The sequence below is a fragment of the Luteolibacter sp. LG18 genome (genome assembly GCF_036322585.1).
GTDB lineage: Bacteria > Verrucomicrobiota > Verrucomicrobiia > Verrucomicrobiales > Akkermansiaceae > Luteolibacter.
In genome coordinates this window covers 1,465,899-1,490,928 of record NZ_AP024600.1, presented here as the reverse complement: position 1 = coordinate 1,490,928, position 25,030 = coordinate 1,465,899, and the positions used below count along the sequence as shown (strand labels likewise).

Here is a 25,030-nt window from a genome sequence, read left to right as displayed (position 1 = left end):
TCGGAAACGCGGGCGCTTCAGAAGTGGATCGCGTGGCCCTCGGCGGCGAGGGTCGCCTCGTGGATCACCTCGCTCATCGTCGGATGGGCGTGGATGGTCGCGTGGATGTCGTCGATGGTCAGCTCCTGGTCGAGCGCGATGCCCATCTCGGCGATGAGCTCGGTGGCGTTGTCGCCCACGATGTGCGCGCCGAGGAGCTCGCCGTGCTTCTTGCCGTAGAGCAGCTTCGCGAAGCCGTCCGGCTCACCGGCGGCGATGGCCTTGCCGATGGCGACGAACGGGATCTTGCCGACGACATACTCGACGCCTTCTTCCTTCAGCGCGCGCTCGGTCTTGCCGACGGAGGCGACCTGCGGGTGGCAGTAGGTGCAGCCGGGGAAATTGGTGACCTTGCGCGGCTTGTGGCCTTCCACGAACAGGCCGTCGACGGCCTGGATCGCCTCGAAGGAGGCGGTGTGGGCGAGGAGCGGCGGGCCGGTGATGTCACCGATGGCGTAGACGCCCGGGATCGAGGTCTCGTAGCGGTCGCCCACCTGGATGAAGCCGCGGTCGGTGAGGGCCGGCTGCTGGCCGCCCGGCAGGACCGGGAGCACGCCGATGGCGACGAGGACGACCTCGGCGGAGAGCGTGCCCTTTTCCTTCGGGCCATCCACGGTCACTTCCACGTGGGTGCCCTTGTCGGCGGTGGCGGTGATCTTGGTGTTGGTGAGGCAGCGGATGCCCTGCTTGATGAAGGACTTCTCGACGGTTTCACCGACCTCGGTGTCTTCCACCGGGAGGATGGTCGGGAGCATTTCGACGAGGGTGACCTTGGTGCCGAACGCGTTGTAAACGTAGGCGAACTCCGCGCCGATCGCGCCGGCGCCGATGATGATCATGCTTTCCGGCTGCTTCTGGAGCACCATGGCTTCCTTCGAGCTGATGACGGTGGTGCCGTTGAAGGGCAGCGGCGGCAGCGGGCGGGACTTCGCGCCGGTGGCGATGATGACGTTCTTCGCTTCCAGCACGGACTTGGTGCCGTCCGCGGCGGTGACGCCGACCTTGCCCTGGCCTTCGATCGAGCCGAGGCCGCGCACGTAGTCGACCTTGTTCTTCTTGAAGAGGAACTCGATGCCACCGGCGAGCTTGTCGGACACCTTGCGGGAGCGGCCGACGACGGCGGACCAGTCGTAGGTGAGGTTGTCGAACTTCAGGCCGAACTCGGTCGCCTTCTTGGTGAGCGTCTGGTAGAGCTCGGCGTTCTTGAGGAGGGCCTTGGTCGGGATGCAGCCCCAGTTGAGGCAGGTGCCGCCGGCGCGGTCCGCCTCGACGCAGGCGACTTTTTTACCGAGTTGGGCGGCGCGGATGGCGGCGACATAGCCGGCCGGGCCGCCACCGATGACGATGAGATCGTATGCCATGGGGATTGCAGGAATTGGAGTTCGGCGGGAGGTTGGGGGGGCGATGCCCGGTTGTCAAACCGGGGGGTGGGGTTTCGGGAAGGGGGTGAATCCCGGGTTTCAGACCAACGCGGCGGTCGGCAGAAAAAGACGCAGCGAGTCCGGGGCGGTTCGCCGGAAGCCATGGTGCGTGTAGAAGGCGACGATTTCCTCGCCAGCTGCATCGACCACCATTCCGATCCCGCCAGTGGCGGCCAGCGAATCATGGGCGATCTGCCTGGCAAGCGCCAGCAACGTGCCGCCGAGGCCCTGTCCCTGCGTGGTGGAATCCACCGCCAGCCGCCCCAGCAGGACCATGCCGACCGGAGATTTCGGCAGCCCTTTGGGAGAACCCTCCCAGGAGGCTGCCGTGGCCATGCAGGGAGTCAGCGTGAAGTAGCCGAGGATTTTCTTCGGGGCGACGGCCTGATGATCGACCAGCACCCGCGTGATGGCGACGCCCTTTTCCGTGTGCCCGCGTGCGGTTTCCTTCAGGTAGCGGTCCACCGTTTCCAAGCCGCTGGAGAATTCCCGGCGGTCATGGCTGGTATCCAAGCGCTCAAGAGCGAATTTCGACACCGGCGGCTCGGGTGGCCGCCTTGCGGGCGGCGGCGTTTGCTTTCGGAGGACGGGCCAGCAGCGTGGCAAGGGTGCGGGTTTCCTCCTCGGTGAACCGCAAGCGACCTTCTTCTTCGATCACGCGTTCGGCTTCGCGACGCGCGGCTTCCATGACGAACGAGACCACTGAAAGTCCGCGCAGCGCGGACGCCTGCCGCACCCGCTCGGCCAAAGCCTCCGGAAAATGTGGGCTGATCCGCACGGTGGGAGCGGCCTTGCTGGAGGGCGGCCGTCCTGGCTTGCGGGTGGCTTTCACCGGTTTCATGGCGCTGACTATACCCACGTGGTGAGTGGAGGACAAGGGGGTTTCTGGTGTGAAATAAACACCGAAAAATGCCAGGCGGGCAGCCCTCTCACCGCTTGTCCGGTGGGTCGATCGGGATCACGCTCTGGCCCTTGTTCGGCTGCATGCCGTTGACGGTGGGCAGCCAGCCCTTGTGGGTGCGCTTCACCAGGCCGCGGATGAGTTCCTCGAGCTTCGCCCGCAGCTCGGCCTCGGTCATCGGGCCCTCGTGGGTGAAGACCTTCTGGTTTTCGAAGAAGATGTCGAGGTGCGGATACTGCTTCGCGCCCTCCTGCTTCGAGGCTTCGGGGTATTTTTTCGCGTCGAGGGTGTGGAACTTCACGTCGTCGCCGAACTGGGCGTCGAGGTGCTCCATGGCCTTGGCCAGCTTCTCGCAGTCGACGTTGCCCGGCATGAAGTGGTGGATGACCGTCAGGCAGTTGGCCGCGGCCTGGGCCTTCTTCATGGCATCCGGGTCCAGGCCCTTCACCACGGCATTTGGCTCGGGCTTGGTCTCCTTCTTGCCGGAGAAGAACCAAAACGCGGCCACCACCGCCAGAATGAGGAGGGTCCAGGTGAAAAGGGTCCGGGCGAAACCGGCGCGTTGCTCATGGGTCACGCCGCCTTCCTAGCAGAGGCCCGGGCGCAGGGAAGTACATTGCATTTTACACGGCGCCCGGGGGGAGTTCCGTGCACGGCCTTTCACCGGGGTGGTTCCACCCCGCTCCGTCCCGGAGACAACACCAGCTTCCGGTCTTCCAGTGTAAGATCCTGTGCCAACATGGCCGCCCGGAATCCCGTATGATCCTGCCCCCTCCATACGCGGGCTGCCCACCGGAGGTCGTCCGATCGCGTGCCTGAGTCCGGAGACTGTAATCGTGCCCACGCTAGGCATGTCGGCATGTCCCATCGCTGGGCCTCCGTGATCACTCGATGGAGCAGCCGGTCACGGTCCGCACCCGCAGGCAGCGCCCGCAACCAGCGATCCACGGCGAACGGATCCTGATCGACTCTGCAAATGGCTTCCACCGCGCTCTTCGCGGCAGCGTCCTTCACGGCCCCTGTCGACAGGGTTGCGATCCAAGCCAAGGCCGCCGTGCGATCGGCTTCCACCCAGCGCTGGACCATTGATGAAATGGCGGTCGCCAGTTCGGAAGCATCCGGCTTTTCCTTGATGAGAGCTGTGACGGTGGCGGCCAGGTCCGCCGGAACCGGTCCCTGCTCCCGGATGAACGGAACCAAGGCCGCGAAGCGGTCGTTCCCTTTCAATTGCGATGCCCATTGCCAGGCGGCCTTCCGGTCCCACCGCATCCATTCCGAGGCCAGGGTCCGCACCCACAAGGCGCGGCTCGCCTCCTGGGAGGGAGACATGGCGGCCAGAAAGGCGGCGGCTTTCGCTGGATCGGTGGTGGCGGCGGCGCTGAGCGCCTGGGTCACCAGGGCGTCCCGGCCCGTCCCCGCCTCGGAGGTCAGGATGATTTGGATCGCGCGGTCCAGATCGCGTGCCGCCACCCGCGCCACGGTCGACAGCAGCTCTCTCGAATTCGTCGCCCGGTTGGCTGGATCCTGCATCAGGGCCGCCAGCGCGGCTTCCGGATCGCTCTCCGCCCGGCCTTTGGCAAAGCCCGCCAAGAAAGCTCCGCGTTCCTCAGCTGTGGCGAAACGTGCCGCTATCGGGGCTGCTTCCTGATGGGACTGCCCCCCAATGGCCGCCCCCAGCGCGGTGGCGATCTGCTGCCGCCGCGCGGGCTCGGTGATCCGGGGATAGGACCCGATGCTTTCCCACGGCAGACTCATCTGCCCGCTCCACAGGTAAAGCGTCCGCACCAGGTAATCGGCGGCCAGCTCTTGGTCCGGGAGCGCTAGCGCCCCCTTTACTGCCAGTTCGAAATGGGTTGTCGCCAGTTTCCGGAAAGCTCCATCCAGTTTCCTTTCCGGCGGGACCCTGGGGCGGGTGGACGGTGTTGCGGGAAACGTGTTGAGGAACCGTAGGAGCGGTCCTGGATCGTCGAACGGCGCGTGTTCGATGAGGTGATCCGCAATCTCGCTCTGGAGGTTCTTGTCGAGCGTGCGGACCCAGGCAACCGCCGCTTCCATATCGGTGTCCGCCCACTTCAGCGCCACCTCTTGGGCCACCCTCGGTTTTTGCTCCGGCGGCGCCGCTTCGTATTCGGCGAGGAAGGCGGTCTCACGGGATGTCGGCCGCGCGGGCTCCACCGCGTGGGTATATCCCGCCAGCACCAGCAGCGACAGGCGGAGAAGATGGCGGGTAAACGGACGCGGCATGTTCATCGGAGGTGATCCAAAAGGGATTGGCGGAATTCCGGCGGGAGGCCGGAATTTCCGACGGTGCGCCGCCAATCGACGCGCGGGTTCGTGGAGCCATCAAGCAATCGGAACAGGGCCTTCCGCCGCCGCTCGCCATCCGGAATCGCCGCCGCGAGCTTCAAGGCGGCAGCAGGATCCTCATCGGCCAGCCAGAGGGCATGCGCCGCGACCACCGCATCCCGGCTTGCCCCTTCCGGGCAGGCCGCCAGCCAGCGGTCGATTGCCCCGGGATCATCCTGTGCATTCACCATCCGCAGCAACACCTGCTCCCGGAGTTTCTCGTCCTCCAACGCCACCACCCATTCGGTTGCCTTCAGCGGCTCACGCAGAATCCATCCGCAGGCGATGGCCGAAGCCGCGTCCGTCATCAGGGGCGCTAGCTCCGGATCATTGCGGCCCGGCAGCAGGGCAAACTCCCGGGCCTTTACTTCGCCATCCGGCCAGGGATGGACACTCATCGCCGCGGGAACGAGTGTGACAGCCCCCTCGCCTTGCGCACGGGCCCACTCGAGAATCGCCTCGGGGCTTCGCGCGCCCGGTGCCATCGCGCTCAACACGACCATCCGGTAACTGCGGGGCACCTCGCGGAAATGGTGGAAGGCCGCGTTCGCGTCCTTCTTCACCCAGTCCAGAAAAACCCTCTGGTAGCTTATCTGCAGGCCGGTGGTCGTGCGCAGCGCCGCCAGATGTTTGAAGGCGGCGGCGGGATCCGTGACCGCGAGATCGGCCACCAGCCGCCGGTTGGATTTTTCGGTCCGGTACTCGGGAGCCACCAGCCCGGTGAGCAGGATCCGCAGCCGAGGATCGAGAGGCTCGTCGCTTGTCAGCAGGCCTTGGATGGCCATTTTCCGATCAACCGGACCGAGCTCGTCCAAGGCAGTCTCCGGACTGACACCCCCTTTCCAATCCTGGCGGATACGTTGTCGGGCGGCTTCCTGGACCACTTGCGCCTCCGGCTTTAGTGGGCGGTTCCCGTTCGGTTGGTCGCCCATGGCCTTCAACATCCTCGTCCGCCACGCCGCTGGCTCCAAGGTCCGCGCCCATGCGAAGGCGGCATCCCGGTCCTGACGTGCCCACTGCGAGGCAAATCCATTCAGCACCACCTCCTGGATCCGCTGAGGCAGCCGGATGAACCGCGCGGGTTCCTCCACCAGCCAATTGTCCAAGTATGGCGTGGAGCTGTCCTCGCCGAGTATCGGTTCCGCCTGCACCCATTTCATCCAAAGCTCGCGATCGGTCTGGGTCAGGGCACGCGCCAGCTTGATCCGGAAGTACTCGCGGGTTTGCGGATCACGGAACCGCGCCGTCTTCTCCAACGCGCCCGCGGGGTCGGTCTGGGCCATCGCGTGGGCCGCGCTCAGGATCGCGGAATAGCGGAAGCTGTCTCCTTTCATCGAGCCGATGAAATCCATCACTCCTTCCGGATCGACCACCGCCCAATAGAAAATGACGTGGCTGGAGGCGTCCGAATCCTCACGCTTCGTATAGGAGCCCGTGCGGAGTTGTTCGTCCATCAGCTGGCCCGCCACCGTGCGCAGCCGCGAGGCGGGCTGCCGTTTCAGGAATTCATCATCCTGGAGCAGGCTCCGGCTTTGCGGCCTGATTTCGCCGTTCTCCTCCCATACGACGGCGGGATCCCACCATGGGGCATCCGCGTCCGGCTCGGGTGGGGCCGCCTGCGCCAGCAGGGGAAGGAACAGCAGCGGCAACAGGCGGGAGGACCAAGGCGGGTTCATGCGAAAGGGCTTGTCGATAGTCATGTCAGGGCCCTTCCAACATTTCAACTCCGGTCCATCCGCAGGAGTCATGTCTTTTCCAGCCACTCCTTCACGGCTCCCGATACACCGCCCGGTAGAACCGCTTCACTCCCGAGCGGGAAACGTCGATGGCCAGGTCGTAGCCGTCCGCGCCCACCGTGACCGGGGTTTCGGTCCACGGACCGGCCGGGGAATCCGCGCTCTGCAGGGCGAAGGTGCCGGTGACGATCACCCGGTTCAGCCGCAGGTGCACGGTGGTGGCATCCATCGAGGCCATGGACAGGATCAACCGCGAGCCGGGCTTCGTGGGATCGAAGCCCAGCAGCATTTCCTGGAGGTTGGTCAGTCCGTCGCCATCCGGGTCGGCGGTTTTCGCGGCGGCGGCTCCCTGCAGGCCGAAGCCGGCCACCCACGGGGTGAAGGGATCGGGCAGGCTGAAGGTGAGGGTGATCGCGGAGTTCGAGGCCGCCCCGTAGTCCACCGTGGTTTCGAGCACGGTGCCGCTGTGGTTCACGAAGGTGACCGGTGGCGTGCCGCTACGGGAGCCGCCGTAGGACACCAGCTTGTGGGGGACGCCCAGTTCCGGCACCGCCTCCGCCGTGACGGTGATGCCGCCGCCGGTGCGGGTGTAGTTTCCGGAAAGCATGAGCCGCGCCGTGCCGGGGGTGCCCGGCGTCAGCAGGAGCTGGCCGCCGCTCTGGGTGAGCGAGGCGATCGACGGGGTGCCGCCATCGAAGCCGAGCCCGCCATTCGCGATCGTGAGCGGCAGCGCGCCGTTCAGCGTGCCGGTGAGCAGCAGGGTGGCCGCGCCGGATTTGGTGAACTTCACGTTGGTGCCCAGAGCGCCCGCGAAGGTGGCGTCGGTGGTCTGGTTCACGGTGAGGGACGCGGTGGAGCCGCTGCCGCTGATCGTGCCGGTCGTTCCGGAGAGGTTGCCGATCGACGAGGCCGCGTTGCCGAGCGCCACGGCCGCGCTGTCGCCGGTGAGCGCGAGGCTGGCGGTGGACTTGTTCCAGGCTTGGTTCAGCACCAGCGACGAGGTCGTGCCTTCGAGCACCACCCCGGCCAGAGAGTTGATGCCGTTGGCGGCATTGTTGATGAGTTGTGAACGATTGCCCACCGTCACGGTGCCGGTGCCCAGCGCGTTGGCGGCGCTCGCCCGCAGGCCGGTCTGGTCGTCGGACGAGGTCGGGGTGAAGTTCACGAACCAATCGCCGGAGTAGGGATTGTTCGCGGAGCCGATGGATACGGTGCGGACGTAGGTGCCGGAGCCCGCGTTGCTCTGGCAGACCACGTTGAGGGTGCCGCTGCCGGAGAGCGTGCCGGTGAGGCTGGCACCGTTGTCGTACGAGCCCGCGTTGATCAGCAGGGTGGCGCTGCCGGAGGTGGTGATCGCCGCCGGGATGACGTGCAGGTCGCTGCCGGTGCCGGCGGTGAAACGGATCGTGCTGCCGTCCTGCAAGGTCAGCGGCGGCAGGTTGTAGGTCACCGTCTGGAGCGTGGTGCCGTGGGAGCGGTAGAGATCGAGGACGCCGCCGCTCTGGAGGCGCAGCGATTTCCCGATGAGGGCCTGGCTGTTCGAGGCGGAGTCGTTCGAGACCACCGTGTGCGCCACCGCGTAATCGAGCCCGGTCCCCTGCGTGCCGGTGGTGGGGGCGGCGGTGTTGTGGGTCCAGGTGGTGGCCACGTTCCACGCGCTGCTGGCGATGGAGGTGATGTGGTCGTCGATCGTGAGCGTGGCGCTCGCGGGCGTGCCCGCGGTGTAGCTCGGGTCGGCTTGCAGGGTGGCGGTCACCGTGAGGTTCGTGCCGGGCACCGAGGTAGCCAGAGGGTCCACGCTGATGGCGGTGCTGAGCACGCCGTCCGCCATCACCACGCTCGCGGGCAGCGCCGTGTAGTCGGTGCCGGGCACCGCCGTGCCACCGGCCGTGATCGGCACCGTGACCGCGCCGATCGGGTGGTTCCGCGAAATGACGAAGGCCCCGGAAATGAGGCCGGAGCGCGAGGGCGTGCCGGTGCCCGCGATCGTCACCACCGGCAGCGGCGGCGTCTGCACGGTGAAGGCCACCGTCGGCGAATCCACGGTGTAACCCCAGTCGCCATAGGAAGCGCGGGCCGTGACCGTGTGGCTGCCCGGATAGAGCCACGGCAGCGTGAGCGCGTAGGGATCGTCCGTGAGGGTGCCCAGCGTGGTGGCGCCGTCGAGGAACGTGAGCGAGTCCACCTTGCCATTCGTCACCGCCGCGGCCACCGGCACCTCCAGAGCCGGCACCGAACCTCCGGTCGTGGGCGAGCTCACCGCCAGCACCGGCGGGTCCACGCCCTGCTGGTAGAGCGATTCGATCTGGTCCGCCGAGAACGTCGCGCCATAGACCCGCACGTCATCGAGCGAGCCCTTGAAATAATGCGGGGTCGTGTTGTTGTCCCGGCCGAAGTAGAGCGTCGATCCGAAGGACGTGCTACTATAGGTGCCGTTGGTGGTGGCGCTCTGGATGCCGTCTGGCGTCCGCAGGTGGACGGTCACCGAGTTCGGCGAAACGCTCATCGCCGCCAGGCACCACACGCCGTCGGGCAGGGTGAGCGCGGGAGAGGGCGAACTCTTGTAACCCGCCCCGTTCCACCGGAACTGGAGGTCGTTCGCGGGGCCGATGCACAGGCCGCTGCCGGAGGAGGTGGTGCCGGAGAACACCACGCCCGCTTGGGCGGACTGGGAGCCATTGCGCTTCACCCACGTCGTCAGCGTCAGCACGCTGGTGTTGTAGCTGGGAGTGCCCGCGCTGGTGCGGCTGCTGGTGCCATTGTAGGCCGCGCCCTTCCCGGTCACGGAGGTGGCGCCCGCCTGGTTCACCGTCACGCTGCTGTGGCTGCCGCTGGTGCGGCCGGAGATCGCGTTGGCCGCGGTGCTGCCGCTGGTTTCGTCGAGCTTCCACCAATCGATGGGCGAAAGCTCGCCGACCGGTGACATCGCCACGTAGCCCTTCGCCGTCCGCCCGGTGGAGTCGGTGATGCGGTAGCTGAAGGTGTCGGTGCCGCTGTCGTAACCGGAGGCCGGCGTGTAGAGGATCTGGTCGCGGCCGCCGGGACCGGTGTCCGCGGAGAGCGTGAGCGTGCTGCCGCGCGCCGAGGTGGCGTCGAACGAGAGCAGGCTGAGCGCGTCGCCGTTCGAGTCGGAATCGTTGTTGAGCACGTCGATGGCGAGCGGCGAGCCGGGGAGGAAGATCGCGCGGTCCATGTTCGCCCGCGGCGGCAGCGGGACGGGATAGGGGCCGAGGTCGTCCAGGCTGGCGACCTTCGAATTCCGGTGCGCGATGATCTTCGCCAGCTCCGAACTGGAGAAGCGGGACAGGCTGTTGTCCGACATGATCGTCGGCCCCTCCGGCTTGCCGCCGCCCTCGTAGTGGCTGGAGCCCCAGTTGTGGCCCGCCTCGTGGCGCCAGATCACGTAGAAGTCGCCGTTCGAATCCGCGCCGTTCGCCGAGTAGCGGCTGCTGGTCGCGATCGTCCCCACGTAGGCCAGTCCCCCGCCAGCTCCTGGCCGCGCGACGAGGGCGAGGTCATGGGTGCTGCCCACGGTGCTGGCGATGGTGGTGTTCCACTGGTCCCGGATGTGGGGCAGCAGCAGGCCGGTGTCGCCGCCATCCGCCTCGTAGGGGTCCTGCGTCTGGTTCGCCCGGATCAACACCCGGCCCAGTTTCATCAGGATCGCCGCGTCCCGCAGGTAAACGTAGTCCGTGGAGACGAGGCAGAACTCGATCATGTCCAGCGCCGCCACCGGATCGGAGCCGCAGGCGAGGTACTGCCGGTAGCTGGCATCCACCCCCACTTCCGCGCCGCGCACCGTCGAGCCTGCGCCGCCGGTGCCCACCACCGTGGTCGGCCATGCCGGGGTCCAGTTCGTGCTGCCGCGCACCGACGCCGTGCCGCCGTAGCTGTACCACTCTACTCCGTCCTCGAAGCTGACCCGCGTGTAAACCGTGCCGTTCGCCCGCACCAGGGCTGCGGCCACCGCACCGGGATAACCGTCCACCGTCCCGAGGTAGGTCCGCGGCACATCCGCCGCCATTTCCGTGAACGATCCATCCGCCTGCTGCACCAGCACCTTGAAGTTCGCGCCGCGTATCGGATGCAGCGTGAAATTCGCCGTCACCGATCCGCCCGAGGTGCTGATGGTGCGGCTAAACGTCGCCGGCGGCGTGGTCTGCGCAGCGGCTCTCCCCCACAGCAGGGCGGCGAGCATTCCGAGCACGCGGACGATCGTGAAAAGGGCGGGCAAGCGTTGCATCCGGAGGGGAAACCGGGAATGCGGGAGGGGGTTTTTGCAAACTCCCGGAGCCGGTAGGATTTCTCCCCTATCGGAAAAACGATGGGCTGCCAGTTCCTTCCACGTCTTTCGCCTGTACAGTTCGCTTGTGCAGTGAAACCCAGCCTTCTACTCCCAGGGGACGAGAGGTTTGTTGAAGAACGTCATGGTGGCCCCCGCTTGATGCATTTCCGCGAGTGCCTTCCGGATGTCGCCCTCCTGCAATTCCACTCCGCGGCAGGCCTCCGTCAGCAGGTTCACCTCGAACCCCTCCGCCAGCGCGTCGAGCACGGTGAATTTCACGCAGTAGTCGGTGGCCACTCCGCAGACATCCAGCGCGGTCACCCCCTGCTCCCGCAGCCAGGCGGCGAGGCCGGTGTCCTTGCGGCGGCCGTTGTCGAAGAAGCCGCTGTAGCTGTCCACCTCCGGATCGGTTCCCTTCACGAACACGCGGTCGATCAGGTCGGTGCGCAAACCGGGCGCGAACAAGGCCCCGCCGGTGTGCTGCACGCAGTGCACCGGCCACAGCACCTGCGGCAGGCCGTTGAGGTCGATGGTTTCGAACACCGCGCGTCCGGGGTGGTTCGCCGCGAACGAACCGTGGCCCGCCGGATGCCAGTCCTGGGTCGCCACCGCCAACTTGTGACGGCACAGCGCGTGGTTGATGGGCTTCAGGATATCCTCCGCATCGGGGACGGCCAGGGCCCCGCCGTGCATGAAATCGTTCTGCACGTCCACGATCAAAAGGCAGCGTTTCTTTTTCATAGGGGTCATTCGGGGAAAGCGATGTAACGGGGCGGCACGTGGTCGGTGAGCCACACGCCGTTGTCCGAGCGGAAGAACCGCAGGCCTTCGCGGTGCATCGCCGCGGCCCGGATGCGGAGCAGCACCGGCTTGCCGCGGCGCTCGCCGACGATGGTGGCGGTCGCGGTGTCCGCGCTGAGGTGGACATGGTGGCGCTGGCGTTTCTCCAAGCCAGTGGCGCGGATGGAATCGAGAAAGTAGTCCACGGTGCCGTGCCAGAGGGTTTCCGGCGGCACCTGGGGTGCCAGTTCCAGGTCCACCGTCAGGGAGTGCCCCTGGCTGGCACGGATGCGGCTGCCGTCCTCGTTGAAGGCGAAGCGTTTCTTGTCGCTCGTCGCGACGATCTCCTCGAGATACGCGCGGTCCACCTGGTGGCCGTGACGTTGCAAGGCCGCCAGCAGCACGGCGGTGTCGACCCAGCCCGCCTTGTCGAGCGAGATACCGATCATGCGCGGCTGGTGCCGCAGGACCATGCTCAGCAGCTTGCTGGTCTGGATGGGGTTTGGACGTTTCATTTCAAATCAAAGTGTGTGTTTCGGGCGCAGAGCGCCTCTGGTTGGTTTGTGCCGGTTTTCCGAACCCTCGGCCCGTAGCCGGCTCTTCTTCTCGGTCCCAAGGGGACCTTTCATCAAAGCCTGGGACGAAGTCCCAGGTAATGCCCGCCTCCGGATCCGTGTTCTGAAGGAACACCTCATGCGTCTTGCGGCATGTGTTAGACTGGTCACGTGCCTCAATCCCTTGCGCGCGTGTTGCTCCATCTCGTGTTCTCCACCAAGAACCGCGAGCGTTGGCTCGATGCCCCGCTGCGGCCCGCGCTTTACGGCTACATGGCCGCGGTCGGCCGGGATCTCGGTTGCGAGGTCTTCCGCATCGGCGGTGTGGACGACCATGTCCACCTCGCCATCGATCTCGGCCGCACGGTGAGCGTTTCCGAGTTCGTCAAGAAGGTGAAGCAAACCAGCTCCGTTTGGCTGAAAGAGCAATCCCGGCCACACGCCGCTTTCGAATGGCAGCGCGGTTACGGTTCCTTCTCCATCGGCCAATCGCAGTTGGCGCGTCTCATCGAGTACATCGACGGACAGGAGGACCATCACCGCAAGATCGGGTTCGCGGACGAATACCGGGCGTTGCTGCGGAAATACAAGATGCAGGGCGATGAGCGCTTCATGTGGGATTAATGGATCGTTCCCCGCATGAGGTGTCCCTTCAGGATACAAACCCGCAGTCCGCCCGAACCTGGGACTGCGTCCCAGGCTTTGATGAGCGGTCCCGTTGGGACCCGGAGCTGGAGGGCGGATCTTCATTCGGGAAACCGCCGTGTCACCTCGATGGGGCCGACGATGTGGTGGTTGAACTCGTCGAGCTCCTCCGCGGGCACCCACAGCTCGGTGTGCATGCGCCCGCCCACGGTCTGGATCGGATATTTTTCCAGGAACGCGGACTGCACCGCGAACTTCGTGACAAACCCCGATCCCGAGGACGGCACGTTCCAATCGCGGGCGATCTGGACGGCGTAGTCCTCGTTCGTCACCGGATAAAAGATCGGCTGGTCCGGCAGGCGCGGTGGAAACGCGGTCCAGCCGCTGGCCTCGATGAGCGCGAGTTCCTCCGGGCCGACGGGACGGTAAAGGGTGGTGGTGTCCATGGTTCTAACAGGGTGATGGTTTCGTGGAGGTGGATCTATCCCAGCTCCGCCAGCTCTTCCTCGAATCCTCCGTTGAGGATCGGCCAGCGGCACCAGGTTTTCGGGTCGAGGTTCTCGTCATCGAGGTGGAAGCCCGGCGCGTAACGCTCGCGCTTCCACTGGTTGCGGCTCCACAGCCGGAAGAACCGCTTCAGCCACGCGACGTGTTGTTCTCGGTCGTGTGCCGGAAAGCGGACCAGCAACAACGGCAGGATGTCCATCGGGGGGCGCTTGTCGCGGATCGCGGCGCGCTCGATGAAGTCGAGCACCGGATACGGCATCAGGTCGCCCTCGTCGGTCTGGCCTTCGCCGGGCGGGCGCAGTTCCGCGGTCGGCTGTTGGCGGTTGATCGCCGCCAGCGCGGGGATCGGGCGGTGGGCCTCCCCCACCCGCGGCCCGATCGTCTCCAGCCAGCGCAGCCACTGCCGGAGCCACGCCTTGTCGATCCCCGAGACCGGCGCGAGCCCGCCCGAGGTGTCGCCGTCCATGGTCGCGTAACCCACCGCCGCCTCGCTGCGGTTGCTGGTCGAAAGCAGGATCGCGTTGCGCAGGTTCGCGAGCATCCAGATTCCGGGCGAGCGCACCCGCGCCTGGATGTTTTGGAGCGGGATGTCGTCGTGCGCCCAATCGAGCGCGCGTCCGACCGCCTCGCCCGCCAGCGCCTTGTAGGCGGCGTGGATCGCCTCGATCTCCAGCTCGCGGTGGTCCGCTCCCAGCGCCGCCGCCACCTCGCGGGCGGCCTGGCGGGTCACGTCGCCGCTGTTGGCGGTCGCTTGATACGCCGTGAATAGTAGTTGAGCGGGCGTCAGCTCCGCCTGGGCGAATCCCAGCCGCGCCGCGCAGGCGTCGTGGCCCAGCTCGTCGACGGCGAGGTCCAGCATCAGCCGCACCAGTGCCGCCACCGCCGCCGAGTCCGCGCCGCCCGAGAGCGAGACCACGTAGCCCCGCGCCCGCGATTTCCGCAGGTAGTCGAAGAGCCCCAGCGTCACCGCGCGGGTGAATTCCTCCGCCTTCTTGTCCCCGGCCTCCCATGGCACCGGTGTCACCGCCGCCGCGGCGGGCAGGGCCTCCGGCCAATCGAAGTCCAGCCGCACCCGGCTGCCATCGTGGGCCAGCGGCAGGTCCGGCCGATAGCTGGCCGAGCGGCTGCGGCCCGGCCGTGTCAGCGAAAGGTCGGCCACCGCGTGCAGCAACCGCCGGTCGCCGAAACCGAAGCGCGGCCCCTCCGCCAGCAGCGTGCCACCGGCGGCGATCAGCGTCTGACCGTCGTAGATCACCCGCCCCGCCTCGTTGCCCAGCAGGTTCGCGTAGACGTAGGCGCAGCAGAACGCGCGCGAGCCCTCGGTCACGAAGCCGCGGCGGATCGCGTCCTTGCCGAAGGCGAAATGGCTGGCGCTGGGATTGAGCAGCACGTCGATCCCGCGCGAGGCCAGCCGCGTGCCCGGCCGGTCCGCCACCCACGCGTCCTCGCAGATCTCGAACCCGATCGCCACGCCGCCAACCTCGAACACCAGGTCGCCGAGCGGATGCTCCGCCCCCGTCACCGGACAGCGGAACCGGTCCACCACGCCCGCGGGCCACGGCTTGAACCAACGGGGTTCATAGTGGATGCCATCGCCCGCCAAATTTTGCTTCGCCACCAACCCGGCCAGCGCGCCATCCACCGCCAGTGCGGCGACATTGTAGACGCAGTGGCCGTGCAGCAGCGGTAGCCCGATCGAGACCACCCGGCCACGCGTTTCCGGCAGCAGCGCCAGCAATTGGTCCCACGCCCGCAGGCACGTCGCCTCGCCGAGAAAGGCATCCTCGCAGCCGTAGCCGGTGATGCACAGCTCCGGCAGGCACACGAGCGCCGAGCCCGCGGCGCGTGCTTCATCGAGCGCGGCGCGGATGTTCGCCGCGTTCGTGGTCCAGGCCAGCGGCGTCTGGTTCAGCGCGGCGGCGGTGAGATGGATCGCGTTCATCAGGCTTCCCTCCGGTTGAGTTCATCGCGGCGCGCGGCGAGCGTGCCTTCCAGGCCGGCCGGATACGCGTGCGGGTTCGCCAGCCGCTTCACCGCCGGGTCCACCGCGGTGAGCTGCTTCTTCACCCGCTCGCGGATCTTCTCCAGCGCTTCGGCCGGGAGCATCCGCCTGCCGCCGCGCATCACCGGCCGCAGCAGGTCGGTGTAGAACGCATCCTCCGGCACCTGCTTGCGCCGCAGCGGGTCGGCGGGGTCGATCACCACCACCTCGTCCGGCAGGCTACGGGTTTCATCATAGATCGCGTCCGCCACGAAGCGACCGTCCACCTCGTAGCGCCGCACCTGCAGGATGCCCGGCACCGAGGCCTTCGCGCTCTGCTCGCTGCGCTTGAAGCGCGGCTTCCATTCGCCGTCCGCCCCGCGGATCGCGCCGAGCTTGTAGACGCCGCCGAGCGCCGGTTGGCCGCCGCCGGTGACCATCTGCGTGCCCACGCCCCACACGTCGATGCGCGCGCCCTGGTGGCGCAGGCTTTCGATGAGGTGTTCGTCGAGGTCGTTCGAGGCCACGATCTTCGCATCGGTGAAACCGGCGGCATCCAGCCGCTTGCGCGCCTCGATGCTCAGCCACGCCAGGTCGCCCGAGTCGAGCCGGATGCCATCGAGCCGGTGGCCGCGCGCGACGAGTTTCTTGCCCGCCTCGATCGCCTTGGCCACGCCGTCCAGCGTGTCGTAGGTGTCCACCAGCAGGATCGAGTTGTCCGGCATCGCCTCCACGTAGCGGTCGAAGGCCTCCTGTTCGTCATCGAAGGCCATCACCCACGAGTGCGCGTGCGTGCCCTTCACCGGGATGCCGTGGATCTGTCCGGCCACCACGTTCGAGGTCGCCGCACAGCCTCCGAGATACGCCGCCCGCGAGGCCGCCACGCCGCCATCCGGCCCCTGCGCCCGGCGCAGCCCGAACTCCACCACCGTGCCGCCCGCCGCCGCCTCGCACACCCGCGCCGCCTTCGTCGCGATCAGCGTCTGGAAATTGATCACGTTGAGCAGCGCGGTCTCCACGAGCTGCGCCTGCACCAGCGGACCGGTCACCCGCAGCAGCGGCTCGTGCGCGAACACCACGCTGCCCTCGGCCACCGCCTCGACCTTCAGGGCCAGCTTCATCGCCGCCAGGTAATCGAGGAACTCCCGCTTGAACAAAGGCCCGCCGTTGCCCGCCTTCAACGCCGCCAGATAGGCGATGTCCTCCGGCGAAAAGCGGAAGTTCTCCAGCCACTCCAGCGCCGGCTCCAGTCCGGCCGCGATGGCATAGCCGCCGCCGAACGGCAGCCGTCTGAAGAACAAGTGGAACACCGACTCCTGTTCCGCCACGCCCGCCTGCCAGGCGGCCGCGGCCATCGTGAGCTGATAGAGATCGGTGAGCAGGGGCGAGATCGCGGGGTTCATGTCAGGGGAAAAGTCAAAGTTCGAAGTGAATGCCGGCGCGCACGAGGTGCTCGTATTGTTTGCGGTCGAAACGGTGGAGGCGCGCCGGGCGGTTGCGGCCCGAGCGGTGTTCGTCGAGGGCCACCACGAAGTCGAATTGCAGCAGCTTCTTGCGGAAGTTCCGCTTGTCGAGCGAGCGGCCGAGGATCGCTTCGTAGAGCGATTGCAGGTCGGTGAGGGTGAATTTCTCCGGCAGCAGTTCGAAGCCCACCGGCTGCCAGCGGATCTTTCCGCGCAGGCGTTCCAGTGCCTTTTCCACGATCGCCGCATGGTCGAAGGCCAACGCGGGCAGCTCGGTCACGGGGAACCATTTGGCCTCCGCCGCGTCGGTGTCGCCGGTGGCCGGGTGCTCGTCCGGTTTCACCAGTGCCAGATAGGCCACGCTCACCACCCGTCCGCGCGGGTCGCGTTCCGGGGTGCCGAAGGTGTAGAGCTGTTCCAGGAACAAGTCCCGCACGCCGGTTTCTTCCAGCAGCTCGCGCCGCGCTGCCGCGTCGAGATCCTCATCCATATGGACGAAGCCCCCGGGCAGCGCCCACGTGCCGAGAAAGGGCTCGATGCCGCGGCGGATCAGCAGCAGTTGCAGCCCCTCGCCATCGAAGCCGAAAACCACGCAGTCCACCGTGAGCGCCGGGCGGGGATATTCGTAAGTGTGTGCCACGGCGGCAAGAAAGTGTTTATTGGACACTTAGTCAAGCGAAAGCGGGTTCGTGTCTCTGATGTGGAGTGCGGCGAGCGATCGCCGCTTTGGGTGCGGGAGAGAATCGACGGGGATGCAGTGGAGCCATGGAAGAGGAGCGGGAACCAGAGAGGAGGTGATTCTGGAACGAGGGAGCGAATGGGCGAAAGCAGGTGTTGCCCCCGGCGATGTCTCGTCTCCGCTCAAAGCGGCGATCGCTCGCCGCACTCCACATCAGAGCATCACCTCACCGGAAAATAGACCGAGTAACGCTCCAGCCCGACTTGGTAAAACGGCACCAGCGGCACGCTGCCGGTGGTCGTTTGCAGGGTGTAGCGCAGCGGGTTCTTCGGGTCCGGTTTCAACACCGACGTCCCGCTGCCGCGCGCGACCGCCGGGACCTTCGCCTGGTCGAGATCCTTCCGGCCGAGCTGGATGAACGGCACGCTGCCGTCCGCGTAGAAATCCTTCTTCTCCAGCCCCTCCGTGCCCAGCGGCGCGGCCAGCAGCAGCGGTTCGTGGAAGCAGGCCTCGTAGCCGCCGCCGAGGCTGGTTTCGATCCGCGGTCCCACCGGGAACCACACCTGGAACGTGTCGCCATCCCGCCATTCCCGTTTCACGCCGAGATAGCCGTGTGCCTGCGAGGTGGGCGGCACGTCCTTGCCATTCACCCGCAGCCGCGCCTTGGCCGCATCGCTCCAGCCCGGGCAACGCACGGCAAACTCGAAGGTCGCAGGCTTCTCCGCCTTCACCGCGAAGTTCACCACCCCGTCCGCGGGAAACGCCGTGGTTTGCCGGATCTCGACCCCGCGTTCCTTCCAGCGCACCTGCGAGGGGATGTAGAGGTTCACCAGCAGCCGGTCCGGGGCGGCGGAGTAGAGGTAGGCCCCGTAGCGACCGTGGTTCTCCATGCCGCTGCCCACGCAGCACCAGAAGGAATCGAATGGCAGCGAGTAGCGCTTGTAGTGCCCCGGCCGCACTGGCGTGTAGTAGGCGAAACCGTTGTCCGGCGCCGGTCCGATCGACGACAGGATGTGGTTGAACAACGCCCGCTCCAGATAGTCCCCGTAGCGTGCGTCCGGACGCAGCTCGTGGAGCTGTTTCGTCAGCTTCAGCAGGTTGTAGGTGTTGCAGGTCTCCGGCCCGCAGGCCTCGGTCAGCTTGCGGTCGTACTCGGCCGGGTTGATGAAGGACTCCCAGATGCTGTTGCCACCGATCACGAAGCTCTGGCGGTTCACGACCACCTCCCAGAAGTTCCTCGCCGCGTCGTGCCAGCGGGTTTCGCCGGTGACCTGGTAAACGCGCTCGTAGCCCACGAAGAGCGGGATCTGGGTGTTCGCGTGGTGGCCGTTGATCGCGCCGCCCTCGTCGCGGGCCAGCGCGGCGAGCATCGGCTCCTTGGTGAAGCGTTTCGCCAGCGCGAGATACCCCGGCTTCCGGGTGAGGGCGTAAAGGTCGGCGAAGACCTCGTTCGGCGCGCCGAATTCCTTCATCGTCATCGCCGCCCACTGCGCGTCCGTCATCTTCGCGGTGATCTCCACGCACCAGTCGGCGTAGCGCAGCAGCACGTCCTTCGCCTGCTCGCTGCCGCCGGTCAGCCAGGCATCGCGCAGCCCGGCCAGCGTCTTGTGGCCCACGTACCACGGCACCACGTTTCCGAAGGTCGTGCCGCCCTTCGCCAGTCCCGGATACCAACGGTCCGCCTCCCATGCGTTGGACGCCAGCCCGCCGTTGCCAGCGTTCTGCTGGCACTCCGCCATCCCCCGCACCACCGCGTCCATTTTCTCCTTCACCCGCGGGTCGCCGGTGGCGGCGAACATCCACGCGCAAGCGCTCAGGTAGTGGCCCACGATGCCCGAACCGTTCTTTTCCCAGCCGCCGTAGAGCGGGGCCTTCGGCGGCAGGTGGGCCGCGGCCCGCATCCCGGAAAGCAGCCGCTCCGGATCGAGCGTGAGCAGGTAATCGAGATCCCGCTTCTGGGCGTCGCGGAAGGGTCCGTCGAGCAGGCGCACGTCCGCCACCGGGATGCCCGTCACCTCCATCACGGGCAGCTCCACCGCCGCGGTCCGGGCGAGGCCCAGCACCGCGATCATCCACCGTACGCCTGTCGTCATTCTTTCCCCCGATCAGATCGACCTGCCGCCGCCGTGGCGCAAGCCTAGTGGCCGATCCGGTGGGCGGTGGCGTTTATCCGATAGATCGGAGCTTCAAGGCGTTCCGGCCAAAAAAGGAGGCGGCCCGACCGATAAACCTAGAGGAAAAACCCAATAAACCTAGAGGCTCTTCGGCCGGACCGCCTGTGTGTCGCGACACCGGACAATACGCAGTTCCGAGGCCAAGCTAGCGATTTTTTTCGGGAAAATACGTAGCTTTCCGCAAGGGGCTGAAAATCAGGGCCGAGGCGTGCCTTTTGCCGCGCCGAAATGGTCCCATCCTCCCGCCAGAGCTTCCCCCTGCCCCTCCACCAGCCTGCCGATCACCGTCAGCGTCAGCTTTGGAAATGCTTCCTTCCAGGCCGCGGCGGCGCGTGCCGTCCACTTCCGGGCGGGCAGGGTCAGCAGCAGCTCGAAATCCTCGCCGTCGCCGAGCGCCTGCTCCACCGAACAGCCCTTGGTCCGCGGCACGGCCGTGCGATCCAGCGTGAAGCCCAGTCCGCTGGCTTTCGCCAGCCGTGGCAGGTCCTTCGCCACTCCGTCGGAGAGATCCATCATCGCGGTCGGCTTCAGGTGCCTCACCAGCCACGCCGCTTCGGCCAGCCGCGGGGTGAAACTCAGGTGCTTCCCGCCGATCGAGCCACCCAGCTTGCCGGTTACCAGCACCAGGTCTCCGGGTCGACCGCCTGAGCGGGTGATGAGGTGCCCCGGTGCCACCTTGCCGGTGGCGGCGATCGAGATCACGGCGGCGGAGCCCGCGGGCACCCGCGTTGTTTCCCCGCCCGCCAGGAATCCGCCGTGGCGGGCCAGGCATTCACCGAAACCGCGGTAGATCCCCTCGATCCGCTCCACCGGCCAGGCCGGGGGCAGCGCGATGGTGACCAGAAAGCGGTCGGGGGTCCCGCCCATCGCGGCGAAGTCGGAGAGCACCCGCGCGGCGGCCTTCCAGCCGATCTTGCGCGGCGGGGCGTCCGGCAGGAAATGCACCCCTTCCACCATGGCGTCGGTTTTCAGAAGCTGGAGCACGCGGGGAGTGCCGGTGTCGATCACGGCGCAATCATCGCCCGGTCCGGCAAGGGCATCGGGGTCGCGTGGCACCAGTCGCACCAGCCGGTCGATCAGGGCGTCCTCGCCGAGGTCTTGGAGCGTCTTTTTCACAACCCGGGGTCCACCTTGAGATCGAGGTAGCGCACCAGCGCCTGGATCAGCACGGTGGCCCCGTTGAAGCACAGGTGCACCGCGATCGGGGCCCATAGCGAGCCGGTTTTCTCATACAGCCAGATCAGCCCCAGCGCGAGGAGGAACAGCGGCAGCAGCGCCGGCAGGTTGCCGTGGGCCGCACCGAAGACCAGCGCCGTGAACACCGCCGCTGCCCACTTGCCGCCGAACTTCTTCGTGACCGGGTAGATGTAGCCGCGGAAAATGACCTCCTCGCACACCGGGGCCACGATCACCGCGATGAAGGCCATCAGGCCCAGCACCACCGGATCGTGGCTGGTCTTGAGCAGCTCCACCGTGTCCTGGGCCGTGCCGCCGAGCGACTGCGCCCACTTCATGTAGCCTGCGGCCTGCACGCCGAACAGGATCCCCCACATGGTGAAGACCCCCGCCGGGCCGATCAGCAGCGCCCACGGCCACTTCGGCCAGCGCAGACCCAGCAACGCCACCGGCCGCACCCGTGCGAACATGATCGCCAGCACGCCCCCGGCCATCCCGGCTTGGAAGACCAGAGCGGCGATCAGGGCGGCGGGCGTGTATTTGACCTCCCCGCCTGTCGGCATCTTGGCTTGGGCCACGGCTTGGGCGAAGAAGAACAGGAAGAAGAACCCCACCGCCGCCAGGTCCAGCGGGTGGAAATGGCGCGTTTTCACGCCCGGCGTGGCCACCGGGGACTCCTCCATCACAGCCTCCGTCTGCACCGCGGTCATCAGTTCCGCCTGCGTCATGCCAGGAGCCAGCGGCGGGGTGTAGGGCGAAGGATTGAGCTCCGCTACCGGCGGCAGCGGTGGGAATGACGGTGGGGCCCAGGGCTGCGGGGGCAAAGGGGCGGCCTCCGGTTCCAGCTCCTGATCCCGTTTGGCGAGCATGGATCGCACCGCGATCGCCACCGCGATGATCACCAGCGCCGCCAGAAAGCTGCCCTTGAAGACGAGGATCAATTCCGGGCTGACAACGGCGGGGGTGGTTTCGGCGATCAGGTCGAACACGGCGGCAGAGTGGGTCAGGTCCATCCGCTCCGCCAGAGGGAAAATCGAAGGAGGCTTCCGGATGGATCGTTAAGATGGCTTGTCAGTCCGGAGGAATTGACGATTGTGGAGGGGCTGTCTCCCTTCCTCATGCCGGTACCGACTCCGAATCCCTACCGGCAAATCCTCAGCCGCCGCTTTCCCGAGCCGTTCATCGCGCTGCTCGCCTTCCTGCTCGGCGTGTGGCTGTGGGACCACTATTTCGGCGTGAAGGAAGGCTACGAGCCCGGCACCGACCAGATCGCGCTGGTCAAGATGGACCGGGACGTGCGCCTCGCCGAGGCCATGTCGGGCGATCCCCATTGGCTGCGGGCGCTCGTCGGCGTGGGGTCTCCGGAAAAGGCCCGCCGTCGTGGCATTGATGCCCTGTGGTTGCTCGCGAATGAGAAGAGCCTCGGCTCGGAAGGGCTGGGCGCGTTGGTGGTGGCGGAGTCCGAGCAGGATCACAAGCCGGTGCTGGAAACCCTGCGCCAGACCGGTGCCGCGCTCCAAGGGGTGGAATTTCCCGAAAGCTATGAAACGGTGATCGGCCGGATGCTGGCAGGTGAGGGCCGCTGGTGGGATCGCTCGTTGGCGCGCGCCTACATCGCGGAGCGTCCGATCAGCGGCGAGATGGCGGTGGCGCTGAAGATGTTCGACGATGGCTCGGCGACCCTGCGGAAGCGTGCGATCATCGGCCGATGCGCTGTTTGGCTGGTCGTGGTGGCAGGCACGTTCTGCATTCCGCTGACGTTGCGGCGGCTCGCCGCGCTGCGTCATTGGAAGGACCGGGGGTACATCAGCGGCTGGTCGGCCTCGCTCGGCATGGTCGTGTTTCTCGCGGCCACGTTGGCTTGGATCGGGTTCAGCTTGTCGATGCGGGCCGGGTTCACTGCCGTGCAGGATGTGCCGGAGTGGCTGGTGTTGGCGCTTGATACCGCCATGCGCCTGCTTCCCGCTTTGATCGCGATCGGGCTGTTGTTCCGGCGTCCCGGCCATGCGATCCGCGTCTTCGGCCTGAACCGCGCGCCTTCCTGGGGGATCGTGCTGGGGGCTTTCGCCCTCGTGGGCTGGATCAATGAGCTGGTTTTGCCCCCGCTCAAGCACTACTCGCCGCCCGATCCCACCGGTGGGCTGGGATTTGGCGAGGACGGGATGTGGGGGCTCACCGTGGCCTTGGTTTCCGCCTGCCTGATGGCTCCCATTGCCGAAGAGATCGTTTACCGCGGCGTGTTGTTCCGCTCGCTCGGGAATCGATTCGGCATCCTCGCCGGGGCGCTGCTTTCCGCGGGAGCCTTCGCCTTGGTGCATTTCTATGACCTTTATGGACTTGCGAGCGTGGGGGCGTTCGGCTTCACCTGCGCCCTCGTCTATGCCGCCACCCGGAACCTGCCGACGGCGATCGTCCTCCACCTGCTCTACAACGCGGCGGTGAAGGTGCCCGAGTGGCTGGTTTACCATTCTTCGCTCCATTGAGGCGTCCCCGGGGTTTCCCATCGCAAAGCGGTCGTTCCGTTGTTACCTGTTCCCTGTATTCATGAGTCTGCCCTCCTCCTTTGATGCTCCCGCGCCCGAGGCCCTCGCCGCGCGGATGTCGGCGTATGATTTCGAAATGCTGATCGCCTCCGGCGTCACCGGTGCCGTTTACAAGGCCCGCCAGAAGTCCCTCGACCGCGATGTGGCGGTGAAGATCCTACCGCCCGAGCGGATGGCAGATCCCAAGGTCCGCCAAGCCTTCGAGAGCGGCGCGCGCGTGCTCGCCCGCCTGAATCACCCGAACCTGATTTCGGTGTACGACTGCGGCGAGGTCGATGGCATGCCCTACCTCGTCATGGAATTCGTGCCGGGCAAGTCCCTGCAACGCTCCGCCAGCGGCAAGAAGATCGATCCCGCCCAGGCCGCCGAGCTGGTGATCGCCATCAGCAAGGGCCTCGCCCACGCCCACGACAACGGCGTGATCCACCGCGACCTGAAGCTCGCCAACATCCTGCTCAACCAGAAGGCGGAACCGAAGATCGGTGACTTCGGCCTTGCCGACCTGCGAGAGGCGGGCGGTGAGAACGGGGCCTACATCGCTCCGGAGGTGCTTCGCCAGCCGGAGGTGGCCGACCGCCGCTCGGATGTCTACTCCGTCGGTATCATCCTCTACACCCTGCTCGCCGGGGCCGAGCCGCACGCCGTTTCACCCCTGCCCTCCGTGGTTTGCTCGGTGGATGGCGAGCTCGACCGGATCTTCCAGCGTGCCACCAATCCGAATCCCGGTTTCCGCTACCCGGATTGCCATGAGTTCGCCGCCGACCTCTCCGCCTGGCTCAAGCAGAAGCTCGCCGGTCGTGCCGCCGCCGCGGCGGCTTCCGGTGCCACGCCCGAAGCGGAAACTCCGGCCCGCGCCGCTGCCCCGCTGCGTGCCCCGGCGAAACGTCTGGAGGAGGACGAGATCCAGGAGGTCCGCAAGGGCGGCTTCGGCGGGGTGTTGGTCAATCTGATCCTCCTCGGCGTTCTCGGCGGCGGTGGCTACTTCCTGTGGAACAAGTACAACGAAGGCGGCTTCAGCTCGGCTCCGACCTCGGATGTTTCCAAACCGGCACCGGGGACCTCCGGTGACTCGGGATCTTCCAAATCCTCCGGCACCAGCCTCATTCCCCGCGGCGGCACCCCGCGTGCGGACGAACCCTCGCCCTTCGGCACCCCGGTCCCGGGGACCGGCGGCCAGACGGACACCAAGACCACCGAAACGGCCTCGGGCAACGAGGCTCCCGACCAGTTCACCGACAAGGCCCGCGAGCTGATCGCCGCCGCTGAAAAGGAACGCACCCAGGCGCTCACCACCAACGTCCGCAATTTCGCCTCCGAACTCGACTCCGGCATCCGCTCGCTGGCGAAGAAGGAACAAGCCGCCACCCAGGCCGAGATCGACAAGCTCAAGGGCTTCGTCCGCGATTTCCGCGTTCCGGTCACCATCCCGGATGGCGGTCCGGTCAAGGCCACCCCGGCCATGGCGAAGTCCCTCGCCCGCGCCGCGGAGGCCCAGAAGCAGATCGACACCACCTACGCCACCAAGGTCGGCCGCATCCGCGATTTCTACATTCCGAAGATGCGCACCGCCATCGAGGAAGCGAAGGGGAAGGGCCAGAGCACCGGCCAGCTCAGCCAGCGCCTCTCCGCCACCTCCGACCTCGCCATCTGGGTCACCAGCCTCGGCGGCACCCTCCAGCCGGCGAATCCGGTCATCGAGGAGGTCAATGAGTACAAGGGCATCTTCGGCCCCACCAATCCCTTCGGGACCCCGGTGAGGTGAGCGGGTTCCGCTAACACCCGGGAAGTTGGAAGGAATCC

At 66.8% G+C, this 25,030-nt stretch carries 19 protein-coding genes; 3 read left to right on the top strand and 16 right to left on the bottom strand.

Annotated elements, in window-relative coordinates:
• Nucleotides 1–17: 17 nt before the first annotated feature.
• The 9 genes from lpdA to llg_RS06220 all read right to left on the bottom strand — a co-directional run bounded on the left by lpdA (nucleotide 18) and on the right by llg_RS06220 (nucleotide 12,023).
• Nucleotides 18–1,400, bottom strand: a complete 1,383-nt coding sequence (gene lpdA, locus llg_RS06260; protein WP_338288846.1) for a dihydrolipoyl dehydrogenase — start codon at nucleotides 1,398–1,400, stop codon at nucleotides 18–20.
• Between the two features lie 99 nt (nucleotides 1,401–1,499).
• Nucleotides 1,500–1,997, bottom strand: coding sequence for a GNAT family N-acetyltransferase (locus llg_RS06255; protein ID WP_338288845.1), 498 nt, complete (start codon nucleotides 1,995–1,997; stop codon nucleotides 1,500–1,502).
• Complete coding sequence (locus llg_RS06250) at nucleotides 1,978–2,292, bottom strand: DUF1778 domain-containing protein (RefSeq protein WP_338288844.1); 315 nt, start codon at nucleotides 2,290–2,292, stop codon at nucleotides 1,978–1,980. Before llg_RS06250 ends, llg_RS06255 begins: the two co-directional genes overlap by 20 nt.
• 97 nt (nucleotides 2,293–2,389) lie before the next feature.
• Nucleotides 2,390–2,938 carry a thioredoxin family protein gene (locus tag llg_RS06245; protein ID WP_338288843.1) on the bottom strand — a complete coding sequence of 183 codons (549 nt, stop codon included), beginning with the start codon at nucleotides 2,936–2,938 and terminating at the stop codon, nucleotides 2,390–2,392.
• Nucleotides 2,939–3,021: 83 nt separating this feature from the next.
• Entirely contained in the window at nucleotides 3,022–4,605 is a 1,584-nt protein-coding gene (locus llg_RS06240) for a hypothetical protein (protein ID WP_338288842.1), read from the bottom strand.
• A 2-nt stretch (nucleotides 4,606–4,607) separates the two neighbouring features.
• Nucleotides 4,608–6,383, bottom strand: coding sequence for a hypothetical protein (locus llg_RS06235; protein ID WP_338288841.1), 1,776 nt, complete (start codon nucleotides 6,381–6,383; stop codon nucleotides 4,608–4,610).
• Between the two features lie 91 nt (nucleotides 6,384–6,474).
• Nucleotides 6,475–10,686, bottom strand: a complete 4,212-nt coding sequence (locus tag llg_RS06230; protein WP_338288840.1) for a LamG-like jellyroll fold domain-containing protein — start codon at nucleotides 10,684–10,686, stop codon at nucleotides 6,475–6,477.
• 147 nt (nucleotides 10,687–10,833) lie between these two features.
• Nucleotides 10,834–11,469, bottom strand: a complete 636-nt coding sequence (gene pncA / locus llg_RS06225; RefSeq protein WP_338288839.1) for a bifunctional nicotinamidase/pyrazinamidase — start codon at nucleotides 11,467–11,469, stop codon at nucleotides 10,834–10,836.
• Between the two features lie 5 nt (nucleotides 11,470–11,474).
• A complete protein-coding gene (locus llg_RS06220) occupies nucleotides 11,475–12,023 on the bottom strand; it encodes an RNA 2'-phosphotransferase (protein WP_338288838.1) in 549 nt (182 codons plus the stop codon).
• Nucleotides 12,024–12,233: 210 nt separating this feature from the next.
• Here llg_RS06220 and tnpA point away from each other — a divergent pair, with 210 nt between their 5' ends.
• Complete coding sequence (gene tnpA, locus llg_RS06215) at nucleotides 12,234–12,686, top strand: IS200/IS605 family transposase (protein WP_338288837.1); 453 nt, start codon at nucleotides 12,234–12,236, stop codon at nucleotides 12,684–12,686.
• A gap of 122 nt (nucleotides 12,687–12,808) precedes the next feature.
• Here the strand turns inward: tnpA and llg_RS06210 are convergent, their stop codons facing one another.
• The 7 genes from llg_RS06210 to llg_RS06180 all read right to left on the bottom strand — a co-directional run bounded on the left by llg_RS06210 (nucleotide 12,809) and on the right by llg_RS06180 (nucleotide 21,700).
• Nucleotides 12,809–13,153 carry a hypothetical protein gene (locus llg_RS06210; protein ID WP_338288836.1) on the bottom strand — a complete coding sequence of 115 codons (345 nt, stop codon included), beginning with the start codon at nucleotides 13,151–13,153 and terminating at the stop codon, nucleotides 12,809–12,811.
• A gap of 35 nt (nucleotides 13,154–13,188) precedes the next feature.
• On the bottom strand, nucleotides 13,189–15,156 hold the full coding sequence (nadE, locus tag llg_RS06205) for an NAD(+) synthase (protein ID WP_338288834.1): 1,968 nt from the start codon (nucleotides 15,154–15,156) through the stop codon (nucleotides 13,189–13,191).
• Complete coding sequence (locus tag llg_RS06200; RefSeq protein ID WP_338288833.1) at nucleotides 15,156–16,598, bottom strand: nicotinate phosphoribosyltransferase; 1,443 nt, start codon at nucleotides 16,596–16,598, stop codon at nucleotides 15,156–15,158. Before llg_RS06200 ends, nadE begins: the two co-directional genes overlap by 1 nt.
• A 13-nt stretch (nucleotides 16,599–16,611) precedes the next feature.
• Nucleotides 16,612–17,298, bottom strand: a complete 687-nt coding sequence (locus llg_RS06195) for an NUDIX domain-containing protein (protein ID WP_338288832.1) — start codon at nucleotides 17,296–17,298, stop codon at nucleotides 16,612–16,614.
• A 260-nt stretch (nucleotides 17,299–17,558) separates the two neighbouring features.
• On the bottom strand, nucleotides 17,559–19,430 hold the full coding sequence (locus llg_RS06190) for a beta-L-arabinofuranosidase domain-containing protein (protein ID WP_338288830.1): 1,872 nt from the start codon (nucleotides 19,428–19,430) through the stop codon (nucleotides 17,559–17,561).
• 276 nt (nucleotides 19,431–19,706) lie between these two features.
• Complete coding sequence (locus llg_RS06185) at nucleotides 19,707–20,627, bottom strand: thiamine-phosphate kinase (RefSeq protein WP_338288829.1); 921 nt, start codon at nucleotides 20,625–20,627, stop codon at nucleotides 19,707–19,709.
• Nucleotides 20,624–21,700 (bottom strand): type II CAAX endopeptidase family protein, encoded by a 1,077-nt coding sequence (locus tag llg_RS06180; protein WP_338288828.1) that lies wholly within the window; start codon nucleotides 21,698–21,700, stop codon nucleotides 20,624–20,626. The genes llg_RS06185 and llg_RS06180 overlap by 4 nt, the downstream gene beginning before the upstream one ends.
• A 105-nt stretch (nucleotides 21,701–21,805) precedes the next feature.
• Between llg_RS06180 and llg_RS06175 the strand changes: the two genes are divergently transcribed.
• Both llg_RS06175 and llg_RS06170 read left to right on the top strand, forming a co-directional pair.
• Nucleotides 21,806–23,170 (top strand): type II CAAX endopeptidase family protein, encoded by a 1,365-nt coding sequence (locus tag llg_RS06175; RefSeq protein WP_338288827.1) that lies wholly within the window; start codon nucleotides 21,806–21,808, stop codon nucleotides 23,168–23,170.
• Nucleotides 23,171–23,231: 61 nt separating this feature from the next.
• Nucleotides 23,232–24,992 carry a serine/threonine-protein kinase gene (locus tag llg_RS06170; protein WP_338288826.1) on the top strand — a complete coding sequence of 587 codons (1,761 nt, stop codon included), beginning with the start codon at nucleotides 23,232–23,234 and terminating at the stop codon, nucleotides 24,990–24,992.
• Nucleotides 24,993–25,030: the final 38 nt, after the last annotated feature.

Coding starts and splice junctions, on each gene's coding strand:
- llg_RS06220 (WP_338288838.1), bottom strand. CDS start 12,023: ATGAAACGTCCAAACCCCATCCAGACCAGCAAGCTGCTGAGCATGGTC.
- lpdA (WP_338288846.1), bottom strand. CDS start 1,400: ATGGCATACGATCTCATCGTCATCGGTGGCGGCCCGGCCGGCTATGTC.
- llg_RS06180 (WP_338288828.1), bottom strand. CDS start 21,700: ATGGACCTGACCCACTCTGCCGCCGTGTTCGACCTGATCGCCGAAACC.
- llg_RS06230 (WP_338288840.1), bottom strand. CDS start 10,686: ATGCAACGCTTGCCCGCCCTTTTCACGATCGTCCGCGTGCTCGGAATG.
- pncA (WP_338288839.1), bottom strand. CDS start 11,469: ATGAAAAAGAAACGCTGCCTTTTGATCGTGGACGTGCAGAACGATTTC.
- llg_RS06190 (WP_338288830.1), bottom strand. CDS start 19,430: ATGACGACAGGCGTACGGTGGATGATCGCGGTGCTGGGCCTCGCCCGG.
- llg_RS06240 (WP_338288842.1), bottom strand. CDS start 4,605: ATGCCGCGTCCGTTTACCCGCCATCTTCTCCGCCTGTCGCTGCTGGTG.
- llg_RS06235 (WP_338288841.1), bottom strand. CDS start 6,383: ATGAACCCGCCTTGGTCCTCCCGCCTGTTGCCGCTGCTGTTCCTTCCC.
- llg_RS06200 (WP_338288833.1), bottom strand. CDS start 16,598: ATGAACCCCGCGATCTCGCCCCTGCTCACCGATCTCTATCAGCTCACG.
- llg_RS06210 (WP_338288836.1), bottom strand. CDS start 13,153: ATGGACACCACCACCCTTTACCGTCCCGTCGGCCCGGAGGAACTCGCG.
- nadE (WP_338288834.1), bottom strand. CDS start 15,156: ATGAACGCGATCCATCTCACCGCCGCCGCGCTGAACCAGACGCCGCTG.
- llg_RS06175 (WP_338288827.1), top strand. CDS start 21,806: ATGCCGGTACCGACTCCGAATCCCTACCGGCAAATCCTCAGCCGCCGC.
- llg_RS06170 (WP_338288826.1), top strand. CDS start 23,232: ATGAGTCTGCCCTCCTCCTTTGATGCTCCCGCGCCCGAGGCCCTCGCC.